The 22,236-nt window shown below is 65.5% G+C and carries 21 protein-coding genes and 5 tRNA genes; 17 read left to right on the forward strand and 9 right to left on the reverse strand.

The annotated features are described in order from the left end of the window. Positions 1–11 precede the first annotated feature (11 nt). The 8 genes from H6717_22150 to H6717_22185 all read right to left on the reverse strand — a co-directional run bounded on the left by H6717_22150 (position 12) and on the right by H6717_22185 (position 9,092). Complete coding sequence (locus H6717_22150) at positions 12–1,769, reverse strand: hypothetical protein (protein MCB9579749.1); 1,758 nt, start codon at positions 1,767–1,769, stop codon at positions 12–14. Between the two features lie 153 nt (positions 1,770–1,922). Further along, positions 1,923–3,068, reverse strand: coding sequence for an FAD-binding oxidoreductase (locus H6717_22155; GenBank protein ID MCB9579750.1), 1,146 nt, complete (start codon positions 3,066–3,068; stop codon positions 1,923–1,925). Between the two features lie 87 nt (positions 3,069–3,155). Next, positions 3,156–3,971, reverse strand: coding sequence for a 3'(2'),5'-bisphosphate nucleotidase CysQ (locus H6717_22160; protein MCB9579751.1), 816 nt, complete (start codon positions 3,969–3,971; stop codon positions 3,156–3,158). Further along, on the reverse strand, positions 3,968–4,909 hold the full coding sequence (locus tag H6717_22165; protein MCB9579752.1) for an aldo/keto reductase: 942 nt from the start codon (positions 4,907–4,909) through the stop codon (positions 3,968–3,970). The genes H6717_22160 and H6717_22165 overlap by 4 nt, the downstream gene beginning before the upstream one ends. A 19-nt stretch (positions 4,910–4,928) precedes the next feature. After that, the gene (locus H6717_22170; protein MCB9579753.1) at positions 4,929–5,672 is read right to left on the reverse strand and encodes an ABC transporter ATP-binding protein; all 744 of its coding nucleotides are present in this window, start codon (positions 5,670–5,672) and stop codon (positions 4,929–4,931) included. Beyond that, a complete protein-coding gene (locus H6717_22175; GenBank protein ID MCB9579754.1) occupies positions 5,669–6,298 on the reverse strand; it encodes a hypothetical protein in 630 nt (209 codons plus the stop codon). The genes H6717_22170 and H6717_22175 overlap by 4 nt, the downstream gene beginning before the upstream one ends. Continuing rightward, positions 6,295–7,038: an energy-coupling factor ABC transporter permease gene (locus H6717_22180; GenBank protein ID MCB9579755.1), complete on the reverse strand. Its 744-nt coding sequence runs from the start codon at positions 7,036–7,038 to the stop codon at positions 6,295–6,297. The genes H6717_22175 and H6717_22180 overlap by 4 nt, the downstream gene beginning before the upstream one ends. 53 nt (positions 7,039–7,091) lie before the next feature. Next, positions 7,092–9,092, reverse strand: a complete 2,001-nt coding sequence (locus H6717_22185; protein MCB9579756.1) for a hypothetical protein — start codon at positions 9,090–9,092, stop codon at positions 7,092–7,094. A 68-nt stretch (positions 9,093–9,160) separates the two neighbouring features. Between H6717_22185 and H6717_22190 the strand changes: the two genes are divergently transcribed. Next, complete coding sequence (locus tag H6717_22190) at positions 9,161–9,766, forward strand: tRNA (guanine-N7)-methyltransferase (protein MCB9579757.1); 606 nt, start codon at positions 9,161–9,163, stop codon at positions 9,764–9,766. A 133-nt stretch (positions 9,767–9,899) separates the two neighbouring features. Continuing rightward, entirely contained in the window at positions 9,900–10,406 is a 507-nt protein-coding gene (locus tag H6717_22195; protein ID MCB9579758.1) for a hypothetical protein, read from the forward strand. A gap of 62 nt (positions 10,407–10,468) precedes the next feature. On the opposite strand, the gene H6717_22200 is transcribed toward H6717_22195, so the two are convergent. Then, positions 10,469–10,651, reverse strand: coding sequence for a YdcH family protein (locus H6717_22200; GenBank protein ID MCB9579759.1), 183 nt, complete (start codon positions 10,649–10,651; stop codon positions 10,469–10,471). Between the two features lie 372 nt (positions 10,652–11,023). Here H6717_22200 and H6717_22205 point away from each other — a divergent pair, with 372 nt between their 5' ends. The 15 genes from H6717_22205 (at position 11,024) to rpoB (ending at position 22,195) form a co-directional block, all read left to right on the forward strand. Further along, positions 11,024–12,064 carry a hypothetical protein gene (locus tag H6717_22205; protein MCB9579760.1) on the forward strand — a complete coding sequence of 347 codons (1,041 nt, stop codon included), beginning with the start codon at positions 11,024–11,026 and terminating at the stop codon, positions 12,062–12,064. 312 nt (positions 12,065–12,376) lie between these two features. Beyond that, positions 12,377–12,449, forward strand: a tRNA-Thr gene (locus H6717_22210). A gap of 45 nt (positions 12,450–12,494) precedes the next feature. Then, a tRNA-Tyr gene (locus tag H6717_22215) sits at positions 12,495–12,577 on the forward strand. A 29-nt stretch (positions 12,578–12,606) separates the two neighbouring features. Then, positions 12,607–12,679 (forward strand) — tRNA-Gly (locus H6717_22220). 29 nt (positions 12,680–12,708) lie between these two features. Then, positions 12,709–12,781 (forward strand) — tRNA-Thr (locus H6717_22225). Between the two features lie 44 nt (positions 12,782–12,825). Further along, positions 12,826–14,016 (forward strand): elongation factor Tu, encoded by a 1,191-nt coding sequence (tuf, locus tag H6717_22230; GenBank protein MCB9579761.1) that lies wholly within the window; start codon positions 12,826–12,828, stop codon positions 14,014–14,016. A 5-nt stretch (positions 14,017–14,021) separates the two neighbouring features. Beyond that, the gene (gene rpmG, locus H6717_22235) at positions 14,022–14,192 is read left to right on the forward strand and encodes a 50S ribosomal protein L33 (GenBank protein MCB9579762.1); all 171 of its coding nucleotides are present in this window, start codon (positions 14,022–14,024) and stop codon (positions 14,190–14,192) included. Between the two features lie 47 nt (positions 14,193–14,239). Continuing rightward, positions 14,240–14,312: transfer RNA gene (locus H6717_22240), tRNA-Trp, on the forward strand. Positions 14,313–14,358: 46 nt separating this feature from the next. Then, a complete protein-coding gene (secE, locus tag H6717_22245; protein ID MCB9579763.1) occupies positions 14,359–14,979 on the forward strand; it encodes a preprotein translocase subunit SecE in 621 nt (206 codons plus the stop codon). Then, positions 14,976–15,584 carry a transcription termination/antitermination protein NusG gene (gene nusG, locus H6717_22250; protein ID MCB9579764.1) on the forward strand — a complete coding sequence of 203 codons (609 nt, stop codon included), beginning with the start codon at positions 14,976–14,978 and terminating at the stop codon, positions 15,582–15,584. The genes secE and nusG overlap by 4 nt, the downstream gene beginning before the upstream one ends. 82 nt (positions 15,585–15,666) lie before the next feature. Beyond that, a complete protein-coding gene (gene rplK, locus H6717_22255) occupies positions 15,667–16,116 on the forward strand; it encodes a 50S ribosomal protein L11 (protein ID MCB9579765.1) in 450 nt (149 codons plus the stop codon). 72 nt (positions 16,117–16,188) lie between these two features. Next, entirely contained in the window at positions 16,189–16,902 is a 714-nt protein-coding gene (locus H6717_22260) for a 50S ribosomal protein L1 (GenBank protein MCB9579766.1), read from the forward strand. Next, complete coding sequence (locus H6717_22265) at positions 16,902–17,429, forward strand: 50S ribosomal protein L10 (protein ID MCB9579767.1); 528 nt, start codon at positions 16,902–16,904, stop codon at positions 17,427–17,429. The genes H6717_22260 and H6717_22265 overlap by 1 nt, the downstream gene beginning before the upstream one ends. 78 nt (positions 17,430–17,507) lie before the next feature. Next, on the forward strand, positions 17,508–17,885 hold the full coding sequence (rplL, locus tag H6717_22270; protein ID MCB9579768.1) for a 50S ribosomal protein L7/L12: 378 nt from the start codon (positions 17,508–17,510) through the stop codon (positions 17,883–17,885). Positions 17,886–18,064: 179 nt separating this feature from the next. Then, positions 18,065–22,195 (forward strand): DNA-directed RNA polymerase subunit beta, encoded by a 4,131-nt coding sequence (rpoB, locus tag H6717_22275; protein ID MCB9579769.1) that lies wholly within the window; start codon positions 18,065–18,067, stop codon positions 22,193–22,195. Positions 22,196–22,236: the final 41 nt, after the last annotated feature.

Genomic DNA, 22,236 nt, shown 5'->3' on the forward strand with positions numbered 1-22,236 from the left:
GATGGCCCGCGTCAGCTGGCGCGGGTCTCGATCCGATACATGACCTGCTTGAGCGGAGCGTCGCCGGCGATCTTGTCCTTGTCTCCGCTCTCGGCGTTCTTGTCGATGATCTTCTTGAGCTTGTCGGCCACGTCCTTGGAGCCCTTGGGCAGCAGGTGGTCGATGGTCTGTGCCGCCACGAAACGCACTGCGGCGTTCTCGAACGAGCTCATCCGCTCCACCAGCTCACCCACGCTGGACTCGTTGCCCAGAATGCCGACCATGTAGCCCGCCTTGATGGCGATGAACTGGTTCTTCTGGTCCTGGTTGGCGCTCTTTTCCATCTCCGCCAGGTAGCAGGGGATGCGATCGCCGCAGGCCTTCACCAGCTTGTCGGCCTGCTCGTACAGGTCCTTCTCCAGCTTGGTGCCGTACTTGTCGACCGCGGCCTTTACCTTGTCGAGCTGGTCGGGCTTGGCCAGCTTGATGGCGGTCACGGTGATGGACGTTTGCAGTGCCTTCAGGTCCTCGCCGCTGCCCTTGGTCTTCTCCGCCCGCTCGAGCAGCCAGTCGACCATGGTCGGGTCGTAGAACTGTCCGGCGAACTCCGCCAAAGAGGGCAGCGCCGCCGCGCCCGGCGGGATCACGGTGTCGAGGGAGATGGACTCGAAGGCGCTCTTGAACGCTTCCTTGGACTCGGCGGTAGCCGGCAGCTTGGTGATCTCTCGGGCGATCACCGCCTTGTTGGCGTCCTTGTCCGCCTTCTTCAACGCTTCCAGCATCGGCGCCAGCGCTTCGGCGCGACCAATGGTGCCGAGCACCAGCGCCGCGGTGGCCACCTCCGGGTGGTCCTTCGGCGCTTCCTTCAGCTTGTTCACTTCCTTGATGCGCCGGAGGTGGAACGCGACGAGCTTCTCGTCGGAGCCATCCAGCACCTTCACCGTGCGCTCCACGGCGGGCTTGCCGATCTTGACCAACGCCAACACCGCCGTCGCCTGAACGTCACCCTTACCCGGGTCCAGCATCACGCGCAGGAGGGGTTCCACCGCCTCGGGCGCCTGGATCTCGCCCAGCACCTGGGCGGCCGTCGTCTGCCAGAACAACTGATCCCGGTACGGGTCGATCTTGTCCTTGTCCTTCGCGCTCTCGGGGCGGACGATTTCCGCGCTGAGGGCGGTGATCAGCGGCTGAGTCCACGCCTTGTCGTGGATCGCCACCAGGGACTCGTTGAAGTCCCGGTAGGAGATGCCGCCCAGCATGGTGCTGGCCTTCAGCTTCAAGAACGCCTGCAGCAGCGGGCCGTTCAGGGAGTCCATCTTCAGGTCGCCGGCTGCGTGCGCCGCCCACTTCACGTCGGCGTCGTCCTTGGAGCTGGCCGGTCGCTTGGCGAACTCTTCCAACGCCTTCTTGATGGCGGGCTCGATGCGCTTGTCCTCGAAGGACGCGAGCAATTTGATGAGGGAGACCCGGGTCTTGGTGTCCAGATCGCCGTAGTGCTCCACGTAGGCCTTGGTGAGCGGTTCGACGATCTTGTTGAGGAGCGCCTGCACCTCGGGGTTCTGCTGGTCCTTGTTCGCCTTGGTGATGGCGTCTTCGTAGAACTGCTCGAGACGCTTGACGGCGCGTGGGCGCCAGGCCGGGTCATCGAGCTTGTCGACCCAGTATTCGGGCTGACTCTCGTCCTTGCACCCCGCAACGGAGGTGGCGAGGGTTGCGAGCGCAACCGTGGAAGCAGTGCCGAGCGTCAGGGAGCGGATGAGCGACGCGATAGCGCGCGAGGAGCGGAGCATCTCGTAATCCTCCAGGGTGTAGAGCGGTCCCTCGGATGCCAGACCCAGCGCGTGGGAAAAACCTCAAAAATTGCGCGGATCCAGCGCCCGGACCGTAAGCCGGCGGAATGGGCGGTGTCAACGAAGGCGGACAGGCGAATTTAACGCGCCGCGTTAGCCGATGATCATTCCCTCGCGGGACAGATGCCCATGCTCGAAGCGGCGCAGATTCCAGCGCTCGAACTGCTCCACCGGCTTCCCCGCGATGTGCGCCGCCATCAGCTTGCCCACCACCGGCGCCATCATGAAGCCGTGGCCCATGAAGCCGCACAAGAGTAGGAAGCCACCGACCGCGTCCACCGGTCCCACGATCGGATTGGCGTCCGGGCTGATGTCATAGAGCCCTGCCCATTGCCGCAGGATCTTCACCGCGCCAAGACGTGGGATCACCCGCGTGATGGCGCGGGCGTACAGCGCCAAGAAGCGATTGCTCGACCCCTGGTTGTCGCCCTCGGGCACGGCTTGGTTTCCGATACCGCCTACGATCTCTCCGCGCGTGGACTGCGAGAAGTAGAGCCCGTTGGACAGATCCGCGACCAGCGGCCCGAGCCAGGGCTTGAGCGGCTCGCTGGCGCAGATCTCGTGGCGATGCGGATGATTCGGCAGCTCCACGCCGACCATGCGCGCCAGCTCCGGACTGTGAGCACCGGTCGCGTTCAGCACGCAACCCGTTCGAATCACACCGCGCTCCGTGACGACCGCGCTGACGGCGCCGTTGGTGGTCTCGATGCCGGTCACCGGCGTGAACGGATGCACCTCCACGCCCAGCTCCTTGGCGCCGTCCGCGTAGCCCCACACGAAGGGCCAGGGAAACACCACGGCGTCGTCCCCGTTGTAGCTCGCGGCGATCACCCCTTCCGAAGAGATCTCGGGCACGATCTCCGCGAGGTTTTTCGGGGCCACCAGCCGCGTCTTCACGCCGCAGCGGTTCTGCAGCTCCACGCTCTGTTCCAGGGACTTTCGCCGCTCTTCGTCCCGCACCAAGAACAGGTATCCGCCCTGTCGGAACCAGGTGTTGATGCGATGCTCCCCCGCGAACTCGCGACACAGAGCCAGAGACTCCTGCATCAGTCGGATGTTCGCTTCGCTCGACCACTGCGCGCGCACGCCGCCGCCGTTGCGTCCGCTGGCGCCGCTGCACAGGTACGACGCCTCCAGCACGACCACGTCCGTGATGCCGTGGTGCTTGGCCAGGTTGTACGCGACGGCGAGGCCCATGATGCCTCCGCCGATGATCACGACGTCTGCCTGGTCACGCATCGGCGTCAGGCTACGCCCGAGCGCGAGCGGAGCAAACGGCGAATGCCTCGAGGGCTGATGTTTGTTGGTTCGCCGCGGTAAGGGCGCTCAGCGAGCGCGATGGGCGGCGAGCCGCGCCAAGATCTCGTCGTGAACGCCGGCATTGCTCGCCACGATGCCCGTCGCGTTGGCGAGGCTCGCGCTGCGGTAATCGATGGCCTTGCCGCGCGCATCCGTCACGCGTCCGCCTGCGGCAGTGATGATCGCTTGGCCGGCACACAAGTCCCAGCGCGCGCCGGCGAGGGACGGCGCCACGTACGCTTCGGCCTTGCCCGTCGCCACCTCGGCGCACTTGAGCCCCGCGCTGCCCAGCGCGGCCAGGCTTTCGGCCCCCAGGGCGTCGAGGGCAGCCTCCAGCGCGGCGCTGCGGTGGGAGCGCGTGGACACGATGCGCGCCCCGGAAAGGTCGCGGACGTCACTCACGGAAATGGGCGTCCGTTCGCCCGCCGCCGTCACGTGCACGGCGCCCTCGCCCACGCGACCCGCCCACGCTTCACGACTCACGGGCGAGTACAGTACCCCCACCGTGGGCGCGTCGCCCTCCACCAGCCCGATCATCACGACGAACTCCCCGTTCTTCTTCACGAACTCCCGCGTCCCATCCAGGGGATCCACGAAGAAGATGCGGTCCGAGGCGCGGAAGCTCTCGTAGCGCTCCGCGGCGCTCTCCTCGGCCACCACGGGGACGCCGGGGAACTCGGCCTCGAGACGCGCCACGATGAGCTCGTTGGCGCGTCGGTCCGCCGCCGTCACGGGATCCTTGGGGCCCTTGTACTCGACGTCGAACGGCTCTTGATACACCTCGTCGATCACCACGGCGGCGTCCGCGGCGATGGCGAGCAGGCGCTCGATCACGTCCTTCAAAACGCGCCCACCTCTTCGAGCCGGGCCTCGAGGCCGCTCAGCTTGTCCTCCTCCAGGTAGGGCGGCCCCTTGCCCGCCTCCCGCACCAGCTGATCCAACTGCAGGGAGCTGCGCGGCCCGAGCACGACGGAGCTGACCACGTCTTGGGACAGCACCCAGCGCAGGGCGCCGGATCGGAGCGTCAGCACGTCTCCCCCCACCACTGGACGGAGCGCGTCGAGCTGCCGCACCCGGCGCCGAAGCTCCTCGTCGGTCCAACGTTCCGCGCGATGGTCTCCGTCGGGAAAGCGACGTCCGGGCGCCCAGTGTCCCGCGAGCAGGCCGTAGGCCAACACGGAGTGGGCGAGGAGCCCAACCTCTTCCCGCTCGACGTCGTCCCGAAGCTCGACCAAGTCGCGTCCGTGGAACACGTTGAGCGCGATGGACAGCACCTTGGCGCCACGACCGATGGCTTCCCGCGCCACCTCCACGCTGCCAGCGGACACGCCCCAGGCGCGCACCGTCCCCGCTTCCGCCAGCTCCGCCAGGGTGTTCGTGGCTTCCCCCTTTTCCATCGCGGCTTCCGACGGGTTGTGCAAAAGCACGACGTCCAGCACGTCGCGGCCGAGGCGTTTGCGGGACGCGTCCACCGCCTTCTTCAGGTACTCCGGCTCGAAGCACTTCTGAGGAATGCCGGCGTCGCGGTCGGTGCCCACCTTGGTGACGAAGCGCACCTTCTCGTCCTTGCCCAGGCGCTCTCCCAGCCGCCGCTCCATGGCGCCGTGGGCGTAGCTGTCCGCGGTTTCGAACAGCCGAATGCCCAGCGCGCGGGCGCGGTCGATCACGCGATCCTGCTCGGCTTCGTTCACCGGCCCGTAGCCGTCTCCCGACAGACCCCAGGTCCCGAGACACAGCTCCGTCACTTTCATGCCGGTATTGCCGAGCGGGCGGCGACGCATGCGCGCCCATATAGCACCGTCAGCGAAGATTCCGGAGGGGCGGCTCCAATCCCGCGCGATCCAGGAGCTGGGCGTCGTACAGCAGGTCCACCGCGGCACCCTGCCCCAGCACCTGGCCCTCGCCCAACACCACCACCGTCGCTTCCAGATCGATCACCGCGTCCAGATCGTGGCTGGCGCAGATCAGCGTGGCGTCGCCTTGCCTCAGGGTCTCGAGCAGCTCCTTGCGAGCGCGGCCGTCGAGGCTGGCGGTGGGCTCGTCCAGCAGCAAGAGCCCCGGCCGGCAGCACAGCGCCGTGGCCAGCGCCAGACGGCGCTGCTCTCCCAGGCTCAAAGCGCTGGGCGCTCGCGTTCGCTCGTGACCGAGCCGCACGCGCTCCAGGGCATCGTCCACCGCTCGGTGGATATCGGCGTCGGCCCAGCCGCGGGCCAGCGGTCCGAAGGCCACCTCTTCTTCCACCGTGGAGCAGAACAACTGGTCGCTCGGGTCGGAGAACACGAAGCCGACGTCTTTGCGCAGAGCCGCGAGCTGCTTGGGCACGACCTGGTGCGGCCCAACCCGGATTTCTCCGCGAAAGGGCGTGGCGCCCACCAGGGCGAGCAAGAGCGACGTCTTGCCCGCGCCGTTGGGACCCACCAGGGCCACACGACTGCCCGCAGCCACCTGCAGGCTTACGTCCCGCGCCACCTCACGCACTTCTCCGGTGAGCGGATCCTCCCGCGTGACCGAGACGGAGCGGAGCTCGACGTCGAAGCCAGTCATGGCAGCCATCCGAGCAGTCCGGCGATGGCCACACAGGCGAGGAGAAACGGAAGGTCCGACCGTCGCAGCCGCGAGCGATCCGGGGCTGGGGGACCGCCGCGCAAGCGCTCCGCCAGATCCACGCGTTCGGCTCGCGCAGCGGTGCGGAGCAAGAGCGTCGAGATCACCTCGACGCCCACCGCCGAGCCGTGGCTCCCGCGGAGCTTTCGGGCCAGCACCAGACGCCGCCCTTCGTCGGTCACGCTTCCGAGCTGCCGCGCCATGGTGGCGACCACTCGCGTGATGGCGGTCGGAATGCGGAGCGCTGCGAGGGCCGGGGCCAGCTCGTTCACACGCAGGGTGGCGCCCACGGCGATCGCCACGCCCACGGCGGAGACTGCGCGAGCCGCCAGGCGCGCCGCAACGGCGGTGTCTCCCGCCAGCACGAAGGGCAAGAGCGCCGCGGCGATGGCACTGAGGGCGATGCCCCCCCGGCTCATCAGCATGCGCCACCGCGGCCGCGCCACGGCCAGCGCCAACCCGGCCACGGCGAGGGACACGCCCAGGGCAGTCGTCGAAGGGTGCGCCGTCGCGATGCCCACGACCAACAGCGTGCCGCCCAGCACGCGTGCTGCCGGCGAGATCATCGACCCATGTGCGCGAGCACGACTTCCAGGGCGTCCGGTGTGGAGCTCGCCAGCGGCAACAGCACCACGGCGATGGCCACGGCCACCGCGGCCCACCCGAGGCCCCGCTTCGATTCCGATCGCGGCGCGCTGTGGGCGAACAGCGCGGGCGCCCGCGCCGACAGCCGACCCACCGCCAGGGAGGTGAGCACGCCTTCGATCAGACCGGCCAGCGTTTGCACGCCGATCAGCCAAGCCAGCGTTGCTCCCGGATGTGCTCCCGCTCCCAGCATCAACACCATCGAAAGCGACAGCGCGCCCACCGCGTTGCCCAGCGTGGTGCCCACCACCGCGCTGGCTCGAAGACGCTCCTCGCCGAGCAGGCGCCGGGCGAGGACCACGCTCAACACCGGCAACACGGCGATGTTCAGCACGTTCACGCCAAAGGTCGTCACGCCGCCGTCCGCCAAGAGCAGCGCTTGGGTCAAGAGCACGGCTACCAACGCGAGGATCGCCCGCGGAGCGCCCAGCACCAGGGTGAGCAGGCCCGCGCCGATCACGTGGGCGCTGGCGCCAGGCACCAGTGGGACGTTGATGGCTTGGGCCGCGAGCACGAAGGCGGCCAGTGTTCCGGTCCACGCCGGCGACGGCCCAGGGTCGCGAGCAGCGCGTCGCGCTGCCCACACCACGGCGCTGCCCCCCACCGCGCTGGCAGCGAGGATCACGGGCAGGTCGCTGACGATGCCGTCGGCCAGGTGCACGTGAGGAAGCTAATCCCGGGCTCCCGGCTGTGCCACCTTTTTCCCAAAGCGTGCTACGGCGCGTACGACCAGTAGTGCAACGCGGAAAAAGTCGTACCAGGGCTGGCGCTCACGCTGACGCGACGCCGCCCGGCGCGCAAGTCCTGGGGCAGCGTCACGCTGGTCTCGGAGAAATCCGAGTCGCTCGCCGGGAAGGTCCCCACCGTGCGGCCATCCACGCTCAGGGTGAGGGCGGCGTCGGCGCTACCGCGGCGCACCAGCTGCCCACCGGGCGAAAGCAGCAACATGAAATGATCTTCGACCCGCGCAGCACGACCTCCATCAGCGATGGTGCTCGCCGTCTCGAAGACCTGGTTGTCCGCTTGATTCGCCCAACCCAGGGCGTAGTCGTGCGCGGCTTCGCTCTCCAGGTCCGACACGTCGACGCCATCGACCGGCTCCCCCGTCAGCGCCAAGCGCAGGGGTCGTGCCGCCGATGACAGCGCGCTCCAGTCCGCGACCTGCGCCACCATGGTGGTGCCCCCCAAGATCGTCGCTCCCGGAACGCTGCGCTCGGTGAGCAGCTCGCCGAGCAACACCGGGGCCGCCATCCACTGTGGATACACGATGAAGTGCGTCGGCCGCCGCTCCGCGGGCAGATGCTCGTAGTGCTCGAAGCGCGAGCCCGGACCCGCCACCCAGTAGCGGGCTTCCCCCGGCGTCGTCAGGCCCACCACGTCGAATACCTGAAGCTCCGAGAAGTAGGCGATGGCGCCGGTGTCGTTCACGCCGACGATCGCGTCTTTCGGCAGCGTGTCGTGCGCCCAACGCCCAAGCGCCACTTGCTGGCGCCGGATCGCGTCGGCGCTCTTGGCCACGTCGTCGATCGACCACGAGAGGTGGCTCGCGAAGCCGCCGACGAACAAGCCCGCCAACAGCACCTTGCCTCGCGAAAGCTCCGGCGACCAGCGTCCCGCCAGACGCCCCGCGCCTTCCGCCAGGGCGGCCAGCGCGACGAACCAACCAGGAGCGAACGGCCACAGGTAACGGAGCCGATTCCACAAGAAGCTGTCGTAGCTGGTCGGGATCAGCATGCCCAAGGCGACCACCAGCGCCACCGCCATGCGCCACGGACGCTTCACGAGCACGCCGACGACGATCAACGCCGGCAGCGCCAGCCACGCCACCACGCGTGCGCCGGAAGGAATGAACACGGCGCTCCACACGCGACCGTCCAGCAGCGTGCCGAACAAGAGCTCCAGATTCGAGAGCACGGCTTGCGTCAGCCGACCGCCGGTCATGTACGGACTGTCGGGCAGCCACTTCACCATCGTGGTGGTGTTCTCGGCGGAGCCCGTGAGCATCAGGTTTGCCAGACCCGGCAGCGCGGGTCCCGGCAGCACCGCCAGCGCCCACGCCCGACGCCCACCTCTTGGTGCCAGGAGCATGGCCGCCATCACCGTCGCCGTCGCGATGATCCCTTCGGGACGCACGCAGGGTGCGAGCAGGCCCAGGGCGCACAGCTCCCAGCGCGGAACCGCCACGCCTTCACGCCACTCCGCGGAGCGCCGCGCGCTGCGCATCAACATCCAAGCGAAGGGCACGATCTCCATTCCGCTCGCCGCACTCCACACCAGGCCCCCGAAGGCGAGCACCATGGCGCCGGCGGCGAAGGCGACGCCTCGGCTCAGCAGGCCCTGCGCCAGTCGCCAGGTCTCGATCGCCGTGGCGCCCAGCGCCAGCCAGCCGAAGGCCCACGCCACCCACACCAGGCTCACGCCGCGCGCTCCCAGCGCCCAGAACGGCGACAGCAGCAGCGGCCACAGCAGGCTGGTCGCCCCGGGGCTGGGACCCTGCCCCGGCGAGTAGGCCAATGGATGCAGCTCCGCGAACGAGCGCGCGTACTGGAAGTGAATGAAGGTGTCGTCGAGGGGCACCGCCGGCTCGCCGCCGGTCTGGGCCAATATGCTCCGCGTGGTGGACACCGCCAACGCGAGGGTGACCACGACGAACACCAAGCGCTGAGCGCCGTCGGCGTCCCTGGGCCACAAATCGCGTAAGCTCCTCTTGCTCATCCTGCCCGGCTCGTGGCATTCCGGCGCGCTCGCCGGCCGCCGCACAGTACGCCATGACCAGAGCCTCCGTGTCAGTCGATCCCTATGCGGACGCCCCACGGCTCCCGGAAACCGGGGACATCGATCCGCGTCCCCTGGTGCATTCCACGGAGCCCATCGAGCTGGAGATCGGTCCTGGTAGGGGTTGGTTTTTGTTGGAGCGGTGCGAGCACGACCCTTCGGTGCGCATCCTCGGCCTCGAGATTCGGCGGAAGCGGGCCACCATCGTCGACCGGCGCTTGGCCAAGCGCGGCTACGGCGATCGCGCGCGGGTCTTCGCGGAGGACGCCCGGGCCGTGCTTCGTCGCTTCGTCCCCGGGAGCGTTCGCATCGCGTACGTCCATTTCCCCGACCCCTGGTGGAAGAAGCGACACCAAAAGCGGCTGGTCGTCACTCCGGAGCTCGGGGCCGAGCTCGCTCGGGTGATGGTCGTCGGGGGCGAGCTGTTCATCCAGACCGACGTGGACGAGCGGGCGCAGGACTACGAAGCCGCCATCGCGGCGGAGCCGGCCTTCGAGCCGTGGCCCGGGGGCCCACGGGTGGACGACAGTCCCTATGTGGCCCGCAGCCCACGGGAGCGCCGGGCCATGGCGGATGGGCTTCCGGTGCATCGGCTGCGCTATCGACGGGTGTAGGCGGCGCCCGCGGTGTGCCCGCGGCGGACCAACATCCCCTCGATCCACCCGGATTGGCCCGGAATCCCAGGCCAAGGGTGCGGGCGTGGCAGCGTCCTTGATTCAGCCGTCCGGGTAAGGCTAGGCTCGCCACGTGATGCGGACCTGGTTCGCCCTGGCGCTGGCGCTTTGTGTGGGCGCATGCGCGACCTACCGCGAGGATCTCAATCGCGGGCAGCGGCTCTACGAGGAAAACGAGTACGAGCGCGCCCTGTCGATCTGGCGAGTTCTGGAAGAGGACATGGACTCGCTCTCCCTCGAGGATCAGGCGCGCTACGCGTACCTACGCGGCATGACGGACTACCGTCTGAGCTTCCGTCCGGATGCTCGGCACTGGTTGGCGATGGCCAAGGCCATCGACCAAGAGCACCCTGGTGGGCTGCAGCCGCAGGAGAAGGAACGCCTCGGGGAAGCGCTCGAAGACTTGAATCGCGACGTCTACGGCGGCGCGGAAACGCTGGGGGACAGCAAGAGCACTGCGACCGAAACGAAGAAAGACACCGTTTCGGATCAGCCAGCGACGGCGCCCGGAAGCTGCACGAAGAACGACGAATGCCCGGATGGCCAGTCGTGCCAGTCCGGCGAGTGCGTGCCCCTCTGAGCCCCTCTTCGTGAGCAGCCGAGCGCCCTCCCGCCGGAGAGCGCTCGACCACGTTCATCACGTCAGCGTTTGATGGCGGCGATCTGATCCTTGGTCGCCAACTTCTGTTTCTTGAGCTCGGCTATTTCTCGCTGCTCGGGCGCCGTCAAATGAGCGCGTCGTTCGAGTCTCCGAACGGCCTCCTTCAGAGTTTGGTGTTCCTGCTCCAACGCGTTCAGACGATCGTCCGCCATGGGCTCACTCATGAGACAGCACCTCCTGCCATTCGCTCGTAGCGCGCTGTCGTCCGTCGTCTCCTTGCGAGAGTGCGACGGGGGCGCGCTGAAGCGACTCGACCACCAAAAAAGGGTAAAGGGTCCACCGGCGGGGTCAACACCTTTCAGGGGAGGCGTGTTCCCCGTCTTTTGTGCTGTTGCGGGCCCTCCGCGGGGTGCAAATTCAATGCCTCAGCGGAACCTTTCGTGATGTCGAGCGTCTCAGAGAACGTGCGCACATGGTGTCGGGTAGTCGGCGCGGTTCTTGCGGTCTTCGTGGTGGGCTGCGGAGGTGCGCGTTCGGCGAGTGAGGGAGCTCACGCTCCCACGTCGGGCGGCCCCCAGCGGGTGGACGTTCCTCGGATGGTGGTGACGCCCGATGGCGCCGCGAACATCCCCGAGCTGTACCGGGACGCTCGCAAGAAGCTCGAGGGCGGCGAGGTGCAACAGGCGGCCGACGAGCTCGACCGCATCTACCACCTCGACCCCGACGGAGAGCTGGCGCCGGACTCACTGCAGCTCGCTGCCATCGCGCGGGAGCAGCTGGGGGACCGGGAAGGCGCCCTCGCGCGGTTCGAGCAGCTCGCGCGGCGCTTTCCCAAGACCGCGCTGGGTCGAGACGCGCTGGTGCGGGTCATCCGCTTGCTCTGTTACATGGAGCGCTGGAAGCGGGCAGGAGAGGCAGCGGACCTGATGATGTCGCGCTACCAGGACCTGCGTCCCTTCGAATCCATCGTGGCCCTCAGTGGCAAGAGCCTCGCGCTGCTTGCGGAAGGCGATCTGGACCGCGCGAGCTTCGAGGTGGAGAAGGGCCGCAACGTGGTGGAGGCCCACCAGCTCGACGCAGCGGGCGCCGTCCCCCGCGACCTGGCCCAGCTCTACTATGCCCTGGGAGAGATCCGCCGGCGTCGGGCAGAGAAGATCACCTTCGTGCCCGTGCCCCAGAACTTCGCTCAGGTATTGGAGGAGCGCTGCCAGCTGCTGTTGGATGCTCAGCGCGCCTACTCGGACACCATGCGAGCCTACGACGCCCACTGGTCGGCGATGGCCGGCTACCGGGTCGGCCAGCTGTATCAGGAGCTCCACGAGGACCTCATGGCGATGCCGCATCCAGTGGCGGCGGACACGGACGCCCGGAAGCAGCTCTTCGAGGGGGCCTTGCGTCTGCGCTACAGCGTCTTACTAGACAAGGCCTTGGCCATGATGGAGCACACCCTGGCCATGGCCTCCCGCACGGGGGAGCACTCCCAGTGGGTGCTCAAGGCGGAGGAGGCCAAGCATCAGCTGGAGGAAGCCCAGAAGCAGGAGAATGCGGCCATCGACCGGTTGCCCTACACCCGTGCGGAGCTCCGGAGAGCCCTCGAGGACCTCGCGAAAAAAAAGAGCGCACCTAGCGGTAACTGAACGAAAATACAGGCGCACTACAGGCTCTCTGGAAGCGGTACGAATTGTGCTTGACACCCCCCGGACCTGGCGCTACCACGCGCGTCCGCCCTGGGTCCCTGCCTGCCCGCCACATCGCCGAACCGAAAAATGGTCCGGGGGTGGCGTGGGGTGGGGTGTCGCCTTTTCCGCCGAAACAGGCAGAAGTGGTGATTCCAGGGCCACAGTCGAATCCGCTCACCGATTCGAACGCCGGAAACCACCAGGGACAAGGCAGATGGAAACAACTCACACACCGTCTCAGCTCGAGTGTCGCCGAGAGGTGTGGAGCACGCTGGCGTAGCTCAATCGGTAGAGCACCTGTTTTGTAAACAGGCGGCTAGGGGTTCGAGTCCCCTCGCCAGCTCGACGAACGAAGGAAAGGGAATAGACAAGACTTTTCAAGGTTTTCGGAGGGTTGCCCGAGTGGCCAATGGGAGCGGGCTGTAAACCCGCCGGCTTATGCCTGCGTTGGTTCGAATCCAACACCCTCCACAGCCTCGGAAGAGGAAAGCACGCAAAACGCGGGAGTAGCTCAGTTGGTAGAGCGTCAGCCTTCCAAGCTGAACGTCGTGGGTTCGAATCCCATCTCCCGCTCCGGACGAGGAATCGAACTCAGGAATCTTGCCCACCTAGCTCAGATGGTAGAGCGCGTCCTTGGTAAGGACGAGGTCACCAGTTCAATCCTGGTGGTGGGCTCGAAGGCAAACCAGACCAGCAACAAAACTTCAGGGTAGAGAGAGATGGCCAAGGAGAAATTCGTTCGTACGAAGCCCCACGTGAACGTGGGGACGATCGGTCACATCGACCATGGCAAGACCACGCTGACGGCCGCGCTGGTGAAGGTCCAGGCCAAGAAGGGGATGGCCAAGGAGATCAAGTACGCGGACATCGCGAAGGGCGGCATCGTTCGTGACGAAACGAAGACGGTGACGATCGCGGTATCGCACGTGGAGTACGAGACGGACGGGCGTCACTACGCGCACGTGGATTGTCCCGGCCACGCTGACTACATCAAGAACATGATCACCGGAGCTGCGCAGATGGACGGCGCGATCCTGGTGGTGAGCGCGCTGGACAGCGTGATGCCGCAGACGCGGGAGCACGTGCTGCTGGCGCGTCAGGTGGGTCTGAACCACATCATCGTGTTCCTGAACAAGTGCGACGCGGTGGAAGACGAAGAGATGCTGGACCTGGTGGAGATGGAGGTCCGGGAGCTGCTGTCGAAGTACAAGTTCGACGGGGACAACGCGAAGATCGTGCGTGGAGCCGCACTTCCCGCGCTGAACGGCGAGGAGAAGTGGGAGAACACGATCACGGACCTCTTGAACGCGCTGGACACGGAGATTCCGGAGCCGACGCGCGAGGTGGACAAGCCGTTCTTGATGGCGGTGGAAGACGTGTTCTCGATCAAGGGTCGTGGCACGGTGGCGACGGGGCGCATCGAGCGCGGCGTCGTGCACGTGAACGACGAGGTGGAGATCATCGGCTTCGAGCGTGACAAGAAGACGGTGGTGACGGGCGTGGAGATGTTCCGCAAGCAGCTGGACGAGGGCCAGGCTGGGGACAACGTCGGTTGCCTGCTGCGTGGCGTGGACAAGGACCAGATCGAGCGCGGTCAGGTGATTGCAGCGCCCGGGAGCATCAAGCCACACAAGAAGTTCTTGGGCGAGGTGTACGTGCTCAAGAAGGAAGAGGGAGGGCGTCACACGCCGTTCTTCACGAACTACCGACCGCAGTTCTACATCCGGACGACGGACGTGACCGGCTCGGTGCAGCTTCCCGAAGGCGTGAAGATGGTCATGCCGGGAGACAACATCACCATGGAGATCGAGCTGATCACGACCGTGGCTCTGGAGGAGCAGATGCGCTTCGCCATCCGCGAGGGCGGCCGCACCGTCGGTGCCGGCGTGGTCACCAAGATTCTCGAGTGAGCTAGGTGAGAGATCGGAACGGCGCGGCAAGAGTCCAGGTTGCCTTGAGCTGTGAGCAGTGTGGAGCTCGCAACTACAAGACGACCAAGCCGCGCCGCGACGGGCAGAAACCTCTCGCACTGAAGAAGCACTGCAAACACTGCAACGCCCACACGCTGCACAGGGAAACGAAGTAACGAAAGAACACGCGCCAGTCGCCCACCCGGGCCCTGGCGCAGGCCACAGGGGCGTAGCTCAGTTGGTAGAGCAGCGGATTCCAAATCCGCGGGTCGGGAGTTCGAGTCTCTCCGCCCCTGCCGGGCGCCAGACTCGAAAGGGCGCCGAAAGGCCGCGAGGCAAGTGATGGCAAAGGATCTCGAAGAACAAGACGAGCTCGACACGACGGAAGACGAAGAGTCTGCCGACGTGGTCGACGCCGAGGAAGCGGAGGAATCCGCTGACGAGGCGGAGGAGCGCACGTCCGCCGACGAGATCGAAGCCTCGGGTTCGGACTCCGATTCCGACGAAGAGGCGGAAGATGACGAGCGTGACGGAGAGACGCCGGCCAACGTTGGTGCGGCACTGAAGTACGTCCACGCCGCCTTCTTCAGCTCCGGCATCTTGATCGCGTACCTGTCCAGCAAGCTGCTCGCCATGATTTGGAACGAGCTGGCGGAGTGGCCCACGGCCACCCGCGCCGTGCCTCAGCTCCTCCGCTACGCAGAGGACGATCGAGGCAACATCACGCTGGCCATCGGTGCCGTCATCGGCATCGTGGCGGTGATTCAGACTTACCGTAAAGAGACGATTCGTCGCTGGGCAGACGAAGTGGCGGGGGAGCTCGCCAAGGTCACCTGGCCCACGCGGGACATCGTCACGAACGGAACCATCGTGGTCGTAATCGCGAGCTTCATCGCGACCGCCTACGTCGGGATCCTGGATCGCCTTTGGAGCTTTCTCACCAACCTGGTGTACGGGGCATGACTGAGCCGGAATCGAACGAGACGATCACGGAGTCGAGCGAGGCCGCGGAGAGCACTCCGGCGGCGGCCGATGGCTCTGCCAAGAAGTGGTACGTCGTCACCACCTACTCGGGCTACGAGAACAAGGTGAAGGCGGCTCTGCAGGAACGGATCCGCCAGCACAAGATGGAGGAGAAGTTCGGCGAGGTGCTGATCCCCTCCGAGACCGTCACCGAGCAGACCCGTACCGGCAAAACGCGGGTCAAGACCAAGACCAGTTTCCCGGGCTACCTGTTCGTGGAAATGGAGATGAGCGAGCACGCTTGGCACTTGGTCAAGGACACGCCGAAGGTCACCGGCTTCATCGGCAACCAGCGCCCCCAGGAAGTGAAGCCCCCGCACATCGAGGATCTCCGCAAGGGCATCGTCGAGGGCGCGGTCAAGCCCAAGCCTCGTCATCAGTTTCAAGAGGGCGACGAGGTGCGCGTGGTGGTGGGCGCGTTCGCGAACTTCTCCGGCACCGTCCAAGAGGTCAAGCCGGACAAGCAGAAGCTCAAGGTCATGGTCAGCATCTTCGGGCGCCCGACGCCGGTGGAGCTGGACTTCTCCCACGTAGAGAAACGGTGACGCTTTAGCGGGGTGGGACGTGAATTGGGTGGTCGATACCCGAGCGCCTCCCCGGTCGTGACTCCAAGACGAGAGATTTCAGATGGCAGCCTCAAAGAAGAAGATCGCAGGTTTCATCAAACTGCAGCTCCCCGCGGGCAAGGCGAACCCTTCGCCGCCGGTGGGCCCCGCGCTGGGTCAGCACGGCGTGAACATCATGCAGTTCTGCAAGGACTTCAACGCGCGGAGCCAGAAGCTCGGCGACACCATCATCCCGGTGGTGATCACGGTGTACGCCGACCGCTCGTACTCCTTCATCATGAAGTCCCCGCCCGCGAGCGTGCTGCTCAAGAAGGCGTGCGGACTGCCTACCTCGGGCAAGCCGGGCTCGGGCTCCAAGGAGCCCAACAAGCAGAAGGTCGGCCAGCTCACTTGGGACCAGGTTCGCGAGGTCGCCAAGGAGAAGATGAACGACATGAACACCACTGACCTCGAGGCGGCCGCGCGCACCATCGCAGGCACCGCCCGGAGCATGGGCATTACGGTCAGCTGAGTGGACGAGTTCACTGGAACGGAGGCGCGGGCTTCCGCGTTCCCCGCTCTCCAGGAGTCGTGAGACGAAACAATGGGAAAGATCGCAAAGAAGAGAGTCGACGCGCTCAAGAAAGTTGAGCGCGACAAACGCTACACGGTGGAAGAGGCCGTGGGCGTGGTGAAGGCCGCTTCGTACGTGAAGTTCAACGAAAGCGTGGACATCGCAGTGCGTCTCGGCGTCAACCCCAAGCACGCTGACCAGATGGTCCGCGGCGCGCTGATGCTGCCCAACGGCACCGGCAAGTCCGTTCGCGTCCTGGTGTTCGCCAAGGGCGAGAAGGAGAAGGAGGCCCTGGAAGCGGGTGCCGACTTCGCGGGCTCGGACGAGCTGGTCCAGAAGGTCCAAGACGGATTCATGGACTTCGATCGGGTCATCGCCACGCCGGACATGATGGGCTCGGTGGGCAAGCTGGGCCGTATCCTCGGTCCCCGCGGCCTGATGCCGAATCCGAAGGTCGGTTCCGTCACCATGGACGTGTCCAACGCGGTCAAAGAGGCCAAGGCGGGCAAGGTGGAGTACCGAGTGGACAAGGCCGGCGTGGTGCACTGCCGTATCGGTCAGGTCTCGTTCGCCGAGGACAAGTTGGCTCAGAACGCCCACGCCCTCATCAACGAGCTGGTCCACAAGAAGCCGCCGACGGCCAAGGGCACCTACCTCAAGAGCATCACGCTCTCGAGCACGATGGGCCCGGGCGTTCGCGTCGACACCACCAGCGTCACCGCCTCGCACGAGGAGGAGCACTGATGTTGCGCTCACAGAAGGCCGAGGCCATCGACTTCATCAAGGATCGCTTCGATCGCATGACGTCAGCGGTGTTCATCGATTTCGCGGGCATGACCGTGGAAGAGGTGAGCACTCTCCGGAACAACTTCCGCAGCAAGGGTGTGGAGTACCGGGTCGTCAAGAACACCCTGGTGAAGAAGGCCGTTGGCGAAGCCGCGTGGAGCAAAGATCTCGACGTCGTGCTCAAGGGCATGACCGGCATTGCCTGGAGCTACGAAGAGCCCAGCGCCGCCGCCCGCGTGGTCAAGGAATTCAAGAAATCCAACGAGAAGCTCAAGATCAAGGCGGGGCTGCTCGATGGTCAGGTTCTCGACGGCAAGGCAGTCGAGGATCAACTCGCAATGCTGCCCAGCAAGGACGAAGCGCGCTCGATGCTGCTCGCGACCTTGATGGCTCCGGCACAGCACATGGTGATGCTCCTCAATGCTCCTTTGCGCGAGCTGGTCGGCGTGATGGCCGCCAAGCAGCGCAAGGACGAGGGGAGCTGAAGAGGTTTTTGGTTTTCGCGACATCCGTCGCAAATAAGAGGCTTTTGCCCGGCCAACGAGAGGCATGAGGAGATAGAAATGGCTGACATTACTAAGGAGCAGGTCGTCGACTACCTTTCCAACCTTCCGGTCATTCAGATCGCGGAGCTGGTGAAGGAGCTCGAGGAAAAGTGGGGCGTGAGCGCGGCACCAGTGGCCGTTGCGGGCGCTGCCGCACCCGCCGCGGGCCCCGCCGCGGAGGAGAAGACGGAGTTCGACGTCATCCTCGCCGAGGCTGGCGCCAGCAAGATCAACGTCATCAAGGCAGTGCGCGAGCTCACCGGGTTGGGCCTGAAGGAAGCGAAGGACCTCGTCGAGGGCGCTCCCAAGGCCATCAAGGAAGGCATCTCCAAGGAGGAGGCTGCCGACATCAAGAAGAAGCTCGAGGACGCTGGGGCCAAGGTCGAGGTCAAGTGAGGAGAGCCGGGGCCGGGCAAATGGGGGACGGCAGCCTGCCGTCCCCCGTGTCGCCTCGCTCCACCGAGTTCCGAAACTTGATCGGTATTTCAGTTACAGAGATTCGAGCGCGTGTGACGGCGGAGGCGCCCCACAGATGGTGTGGTGCGTCCCGTTCGTCGTTTGTTTGAGGAGCGATCATGGCGTCCAAGGTCCAGTCGAATTTCCGGCATCGTATGAACCTCGGTCGGGTCGAACCGATCGTCGAAATTCCGAACCTGATCGACATCCAAAAGTCGAGCTACGACAAATTCCTCCAGTCCGAGCTCTCGCCGCGAGAGCGTCGGGAGATCGGCCTAGAGTCGGTCTTCCGTAGCGTCTTCCCGATCAAGGATTTCGATGGGACCAGCGAGCTGGTCTACGTTTCCTACAATCTGGAACGTCCCAAGTATGACGTGGACGAGTGCCGCCAGCGCGGCATGACGTACGCCGCGCCGATCAAGGTGACGACCCAGCTCATGGTGTACGACACCCGAGATGGCGGCGAGCGCATCGTTCGCGACATCAAAGAGCAGGAAGTCTACTTCGGCGAGATCCCGCTGATGACGGAGACGGGTACCTTCATCATCAACGGTACCGAGCGCGTCGTCGTATCCCAGCTCCACCGCTCCCCCGGCGTGTTCTTCGACCACGACAAGGGCAAGACGCACTCCAGCGGCAAGCTCCTCTACTCCGCTCGCGTCATCCCCTACAGCGGCTCCTGGCTCGACTTCGAGTTCGACCACAAAGACATCATCTACGTGCGCATCGACCGCCGACGGAAGATGCACGCCACGGTGCTGCTCCGTGCCCTCGGGTTCAGCACTCAAGACCTGCTGAACTACTTCTACAGCACCGAGACGGTGTACCTGGACAAGGGCGGCAAGTTCGGCAAGAGCATCGAGTACGACCTACTCCCGGGTCAGCGCGCGACGCGCGACATCAAGATCGGCAGCGATACCGTCGTCAAGAAGAACACCAAGTTCACCCGCGCCGCGATCAAGAAGCTGCGTGAGGCCAAGGTGGACCGGCTGCCGCTGGAGTTGCCCGAGCTCATCGGGAAGGTCAGCGCCCAAGACGTCATCGACAAGGAAACCGGTGAGGTCCTCCTCGAGTGCAACGAGGAGGTCACCGAGATCACGCTGGATCGCCTGCGTGAGGCCGAGATTCCGGAGTTCAAGATCCTCTTCATCGACGGTCTCAACGTCGGGCCCTACCTGCGGGACACCCTGATTGCGGACAAGGTCAAGACGACCGAAGACGCCATCATGGAGATCTACCGGCGTCTGCGCCCGGGTGATCCTCCGACCCTCGAGACGGCCAAGCAGCTGTTCAACAATCTGTTCTTCAATCCCGAGCGCTACGACCTGAGCGCCGTGGGTCGCCTCAAGCTGAACTACAAGTTCTACCGCGACCTACCCGAGGACCAGAAGCCCGGCTTGGACCAGACGGTGCTGAGCCCGCAAGACATCCTCGAGACGGTGCGCCACCTGATCGAGCTCAAGAACGGCCGCGGTTCGGTGGACGACATCGACCACCTCGGCAACCGTCGCGTCCGCGCGGTGGGCGAGCTGATGGAGAACCAGTACCGCATCGGTCTGGTTCGCATGGCGCGCGCGATCAAGGAGCGCATGAGCGTTTCTCAAGAGATCGACACGCTCATGCCCCACGACCTGATCAACGCCAAGCCCGTGGGCGCCGTGGTGAAGGAGTACTTCGGCTCCAGCCAGCTGTCTCAGTTCATGGATCAGACCAACCCGCTGTCGGAGGTCACCCACAAGCGCCGCTTGTCCGCCCTCGGGCCTGGGGGTCTCACCCGTGAGCGTGCTGGCTTCGAGGTGCGCGACGTTCACGCCACCCACTACGGCCGCATCTGCCCCATCGAGACGCCGGAAGGCCCGAACATCGGCCTGATCGCGTCGCTGTCCACCTTCGCACGGGTGAACGAGTACGGTTTCGTCGAGACTCCCTACCGTTCGGTGGAGAACGGTCAGGTCCGCAAGAACGTGGAGTGGTTCTCGGCCCTCGAGGAGGAAGGCAAGTACATCGCCCAGGCCTCCGCGGACCAGGACGACAAGGGCCGCTTCAAGAACACCCTGGTCAGCGCTCGCTACAACGGCGACTTTCGCATGGCGGTGCCGGACCAGATCGAGCTCATGGACGTCGCGCCGAACCAGATGGTGAGCGTGGCTGCGGCGCTGGTGCCGTTCCTCGAGCACGACGACGCGAACCGCGCGCTCATGGGCGCAAACATGCAGCGTCAGGCCGTGCCGTTGGTTCGCACCGAGGCCCCCTTGGTCGGCACCGGCATGGAGCGTCGGGTGGCCATCGACTCCGGCGTCTGCGTCGTGGCACGGCGTGAGGGCGTGGTCGAGAGCGTGGATGCCGAGCGCATCGTCGTGCGCGCCACCGCTGGCGAGGGCGACGAGGTTCCGGACATCTATCAGCTGACCAAGTACCAGCGCTCGAATCAGAGCACCTGCTACAACCAGAAGCCCATCGTCCGTCCGGGCGAGGTGGTGAAGGCGAACGACGTGCTCGCCGATGGTCCGGCGACGGACAAGGGCGAGCTGGCCCTCGGTCAGAACGTGCTCGTCGCGTTCATGCCGTGGCAGGGATACAACTTCGAGGACTCCATCCTCGTCAGCGAGCGCATCGTCAAGGAAGACGTCTACACCTCGGTACACATCGAGGAGTTCGAGTGCGTCGCCCGCGACACCAAACTCGGCAAGGAAGAGATCACGAAGGACATCCCGAACGTCGGTGAAGAGGCCCTCAAGGACCTCGACGACGCCGGCATCGTCCGGATCGGTGCCGAGGTGAAGCCGGGAGACATTCTGGTCGGCAAGATCACGCCCAAGGGCGAGAGTCAGCTCTCCCCCGAAGAAAAGCTGCTCCGCGCCATCTTCGGCGAGAAGGCCGGCGACGTCCGGGACAGCTCCTTGAAGGTGCCGCCGGGAGTCTCCGGCATCGTGATCAACGCTCGCATCTTCAGCCGCAAGGGCACCGAGAAGGACGAGCGCGCTCGCACCATCGAGGACCAGGAACGCGCCAAGCTGGAGCGGACCCGAGACGAGGAAGTGAAGATCCTCCGGGACTCCTTCTTCCGGAAGATCAAGAAGGTGCTGACCGGCAAGACCACCGCCGGCAAGCTCGTGGACGACAAGGGCAAGGTGCTCCTGGCCAAGGGCGTCCAGATCGCCGCGGACGAGCTGACGGAGATCCCCCGCAAGTACTGGGGCGAAATTCCGGTGGAGTCTGGTGGCGACGAGGTCGCTCAGCTCCTGCACGATCTGGAGGAGATGGTCCGGGAGCGCGAAGAGCACTTCCGCGACAAGATCGAGCGCCTCAGCCGTGGTGACGAGCTGCCCCCGGGCGTCATCAAGATGGTCAAGGTCTACGTCGCCATCAAGCGCAAGCTGCAGGTTGGCGACAAGATGGCCGGCCGTCACGGCAACAAGGGTGTCGTCAGCCGCATCCTGCCGGAAGAGGACATGCCCTATCTGGCGGATGGCCGTCCGGTGGACATCGTGCTCAACCCGCTGGGTGTGCCGAGCCGCATGAACGTCGGACAGATCCTCGAGACTCACCTCGGCTGGGGTGCGCGAGAGCTGGGCCGCCAGATCCACGAGATGGTGGAGTCCAAGTTCTCACCCGACAAGGTGAAGGCTCGCTTGGTCGAGGTGTACGACGGCGACGAGAACTTCTCCAAGATGATCAAGTCGCTCTCGGCGGACGAGGCCATCAGTCTCGCGAGCAAGGTCAAGAACGGCGTGTTCTTCGGAACCCCGGTGTTCGACGGCGCTCACGAGGCTCAGATCAAGGGTGCACTCAACAAGGCGGAGCTCAGCCCGTCGGGTCAGGCCATCCTGTTCGACGGCCGCAGCGGTGAGCCCTTCGACCACAACGTCACGGTCGGCGTGATGTACATGCTGAAGCTCCACCACCTGGTGGACGACAAGATCCACGCCCGGTCCATCGGCCCCTACTCCCTGGTCACCCAGCAGCCGCTCGGTGGCAAGGCGCAGTTCGGTGGTCAGCGTCTGGGCGAGATGGAGGTCTGGGCCATGGAAGCGTACGGCGCCGCCTACGCGCTTCAGGAGTTCCTCACCGTCAAGAGCGACGACGTGCAAGGACGCACCCGGATGTACGAGTCCATCGTCAAGGGCGAGTACGCCCTCGAGGCGGGGCTTCCAGAGAGCTTCAACGTTCTCATCAAGGAGCTCCAGTCGCTGTGCCTGAACGTCGAGCTCGTCGAGGCCCCCGCTCAGGCGACGGCGGCGGAGGAATGAGATGACGACGACCCTGGGAAACATTTCCACGATCCACGGAG

Source organism: Polyangiaceae bacterium (assembly GCA_020633235.1).
Classification (GTDB): Bacteria; Myxococcota_A; Polyangia; order Polyangiales; family Polyangiaceae; genus JACKEA01.

Bases quoted from the DNA above. Each gene is read 5' to 3' on its own strand.
- H6717_22185 (MCB9579756.1), bottom strand. From the start codon at position 9,092: ATGAGCAAGAGGAGCTTACGCGATTTGTGGCCCAGGGACGCCGACGGC.
- H6717_22265 (MCB9579767.1), top strand. From the start codon at position 16,902: ATGTTGCGCTCACAGAAGGCCGAGGCCATCGACTTCATCAAGGATCGC.
- H6717_22175 (MCB9579754.1), bottom strand. From the start codon at position 6,298: ATGATCTCGCCGGCAGCACGCGTGCTGGGCGGCACGCTGTTGGTCGTG.
- H6717_22150 (MCB9579749.1), bottom strand. From the start codon at position 1,769: ATGCTCCGCTCCTCGCGCGCTATCGCGTCGCTCATCCGCTCCCTGACG.
- rplK (MCB9579765.1), top strand. From the start codon at position 15,667: ATGGCAGCCTCAAAGAAGAAGATCGCAGGTTTCATCAAACTGCAGCTC.
- H6717_22170 (MCB9579753.1), bottom strand. From the start codon at position 5,672: ATGACTGGCTTCGACGTCGAGCTCCGCTCCGTCTCGGTCACGCGGGAG.
- H6717_22205 (MCB9579760.1), top strand. From the start codon at position 11,024: ATGGTGGTGACGCCCGATGGCGCCGCGAACATCCCCGAGCTGTACCGG.
- H6717_22260 (MCB9579766.1), top strand. From the start codon at position 16,189: ATGGGAAAGATCGCAAAGAAGAGAGTCGACGCGCTCAAGAAAGTTGAG.
- H6717_22200 (MCB9579759.1), bottom strand. From the start codon at position 10,651: ATGAGTGAGCCCATGGCGGACGATCGTCTGAACGCGTTGGAGCAGGAA.
- H6717_22155 (MCB9579750.1), bottom strand. From the start codon at position 3,068: ATGCGTGACCAGGCAGACGTCGTGATCATCGGCGGAGGCATCATGGGC.
- rplL (MCB9579768.1), top strand. From the start codon at position 17,508: ATGGCTGACATTACTAAGGAGCAGGTCGTCGACTACCTTTCCAACCTT.
- nusG (MCB9579764.1), top strand. From the start codon at position 14,976: ATGACTGAGCCGGAATCGAACGAGACGATCACGGAGTCGAGCGAGGCC.
- tuf (MCB9579761.1), top strand. From the start codon at position 12,826: ATGGCCAAGGAGAAATTCGTTCGTACGAAGCCCCACGTGAACGTGGGG.
- rpoB (MCB9579769.1), top strand. From the start codon at position 18,065: ATGGCGTCCAAGGTCCAGTCGAATTTCCGGCATCGTATGAACCTCGGT.
- secE (MCB9579763.1), top strand. From the start codon at position 14,359: ATGGCAAAGGATCTCGAAGAACAAGACGAGCTCGACACGACGGAAGAC.
- H6717_22165 (MCB9579752.1), bottom strand. From the start codon at position 4,909: ATGCGTCGCCGCCCGCTCGGCAATACCGGCATGAAAGTGACGGAGCTG.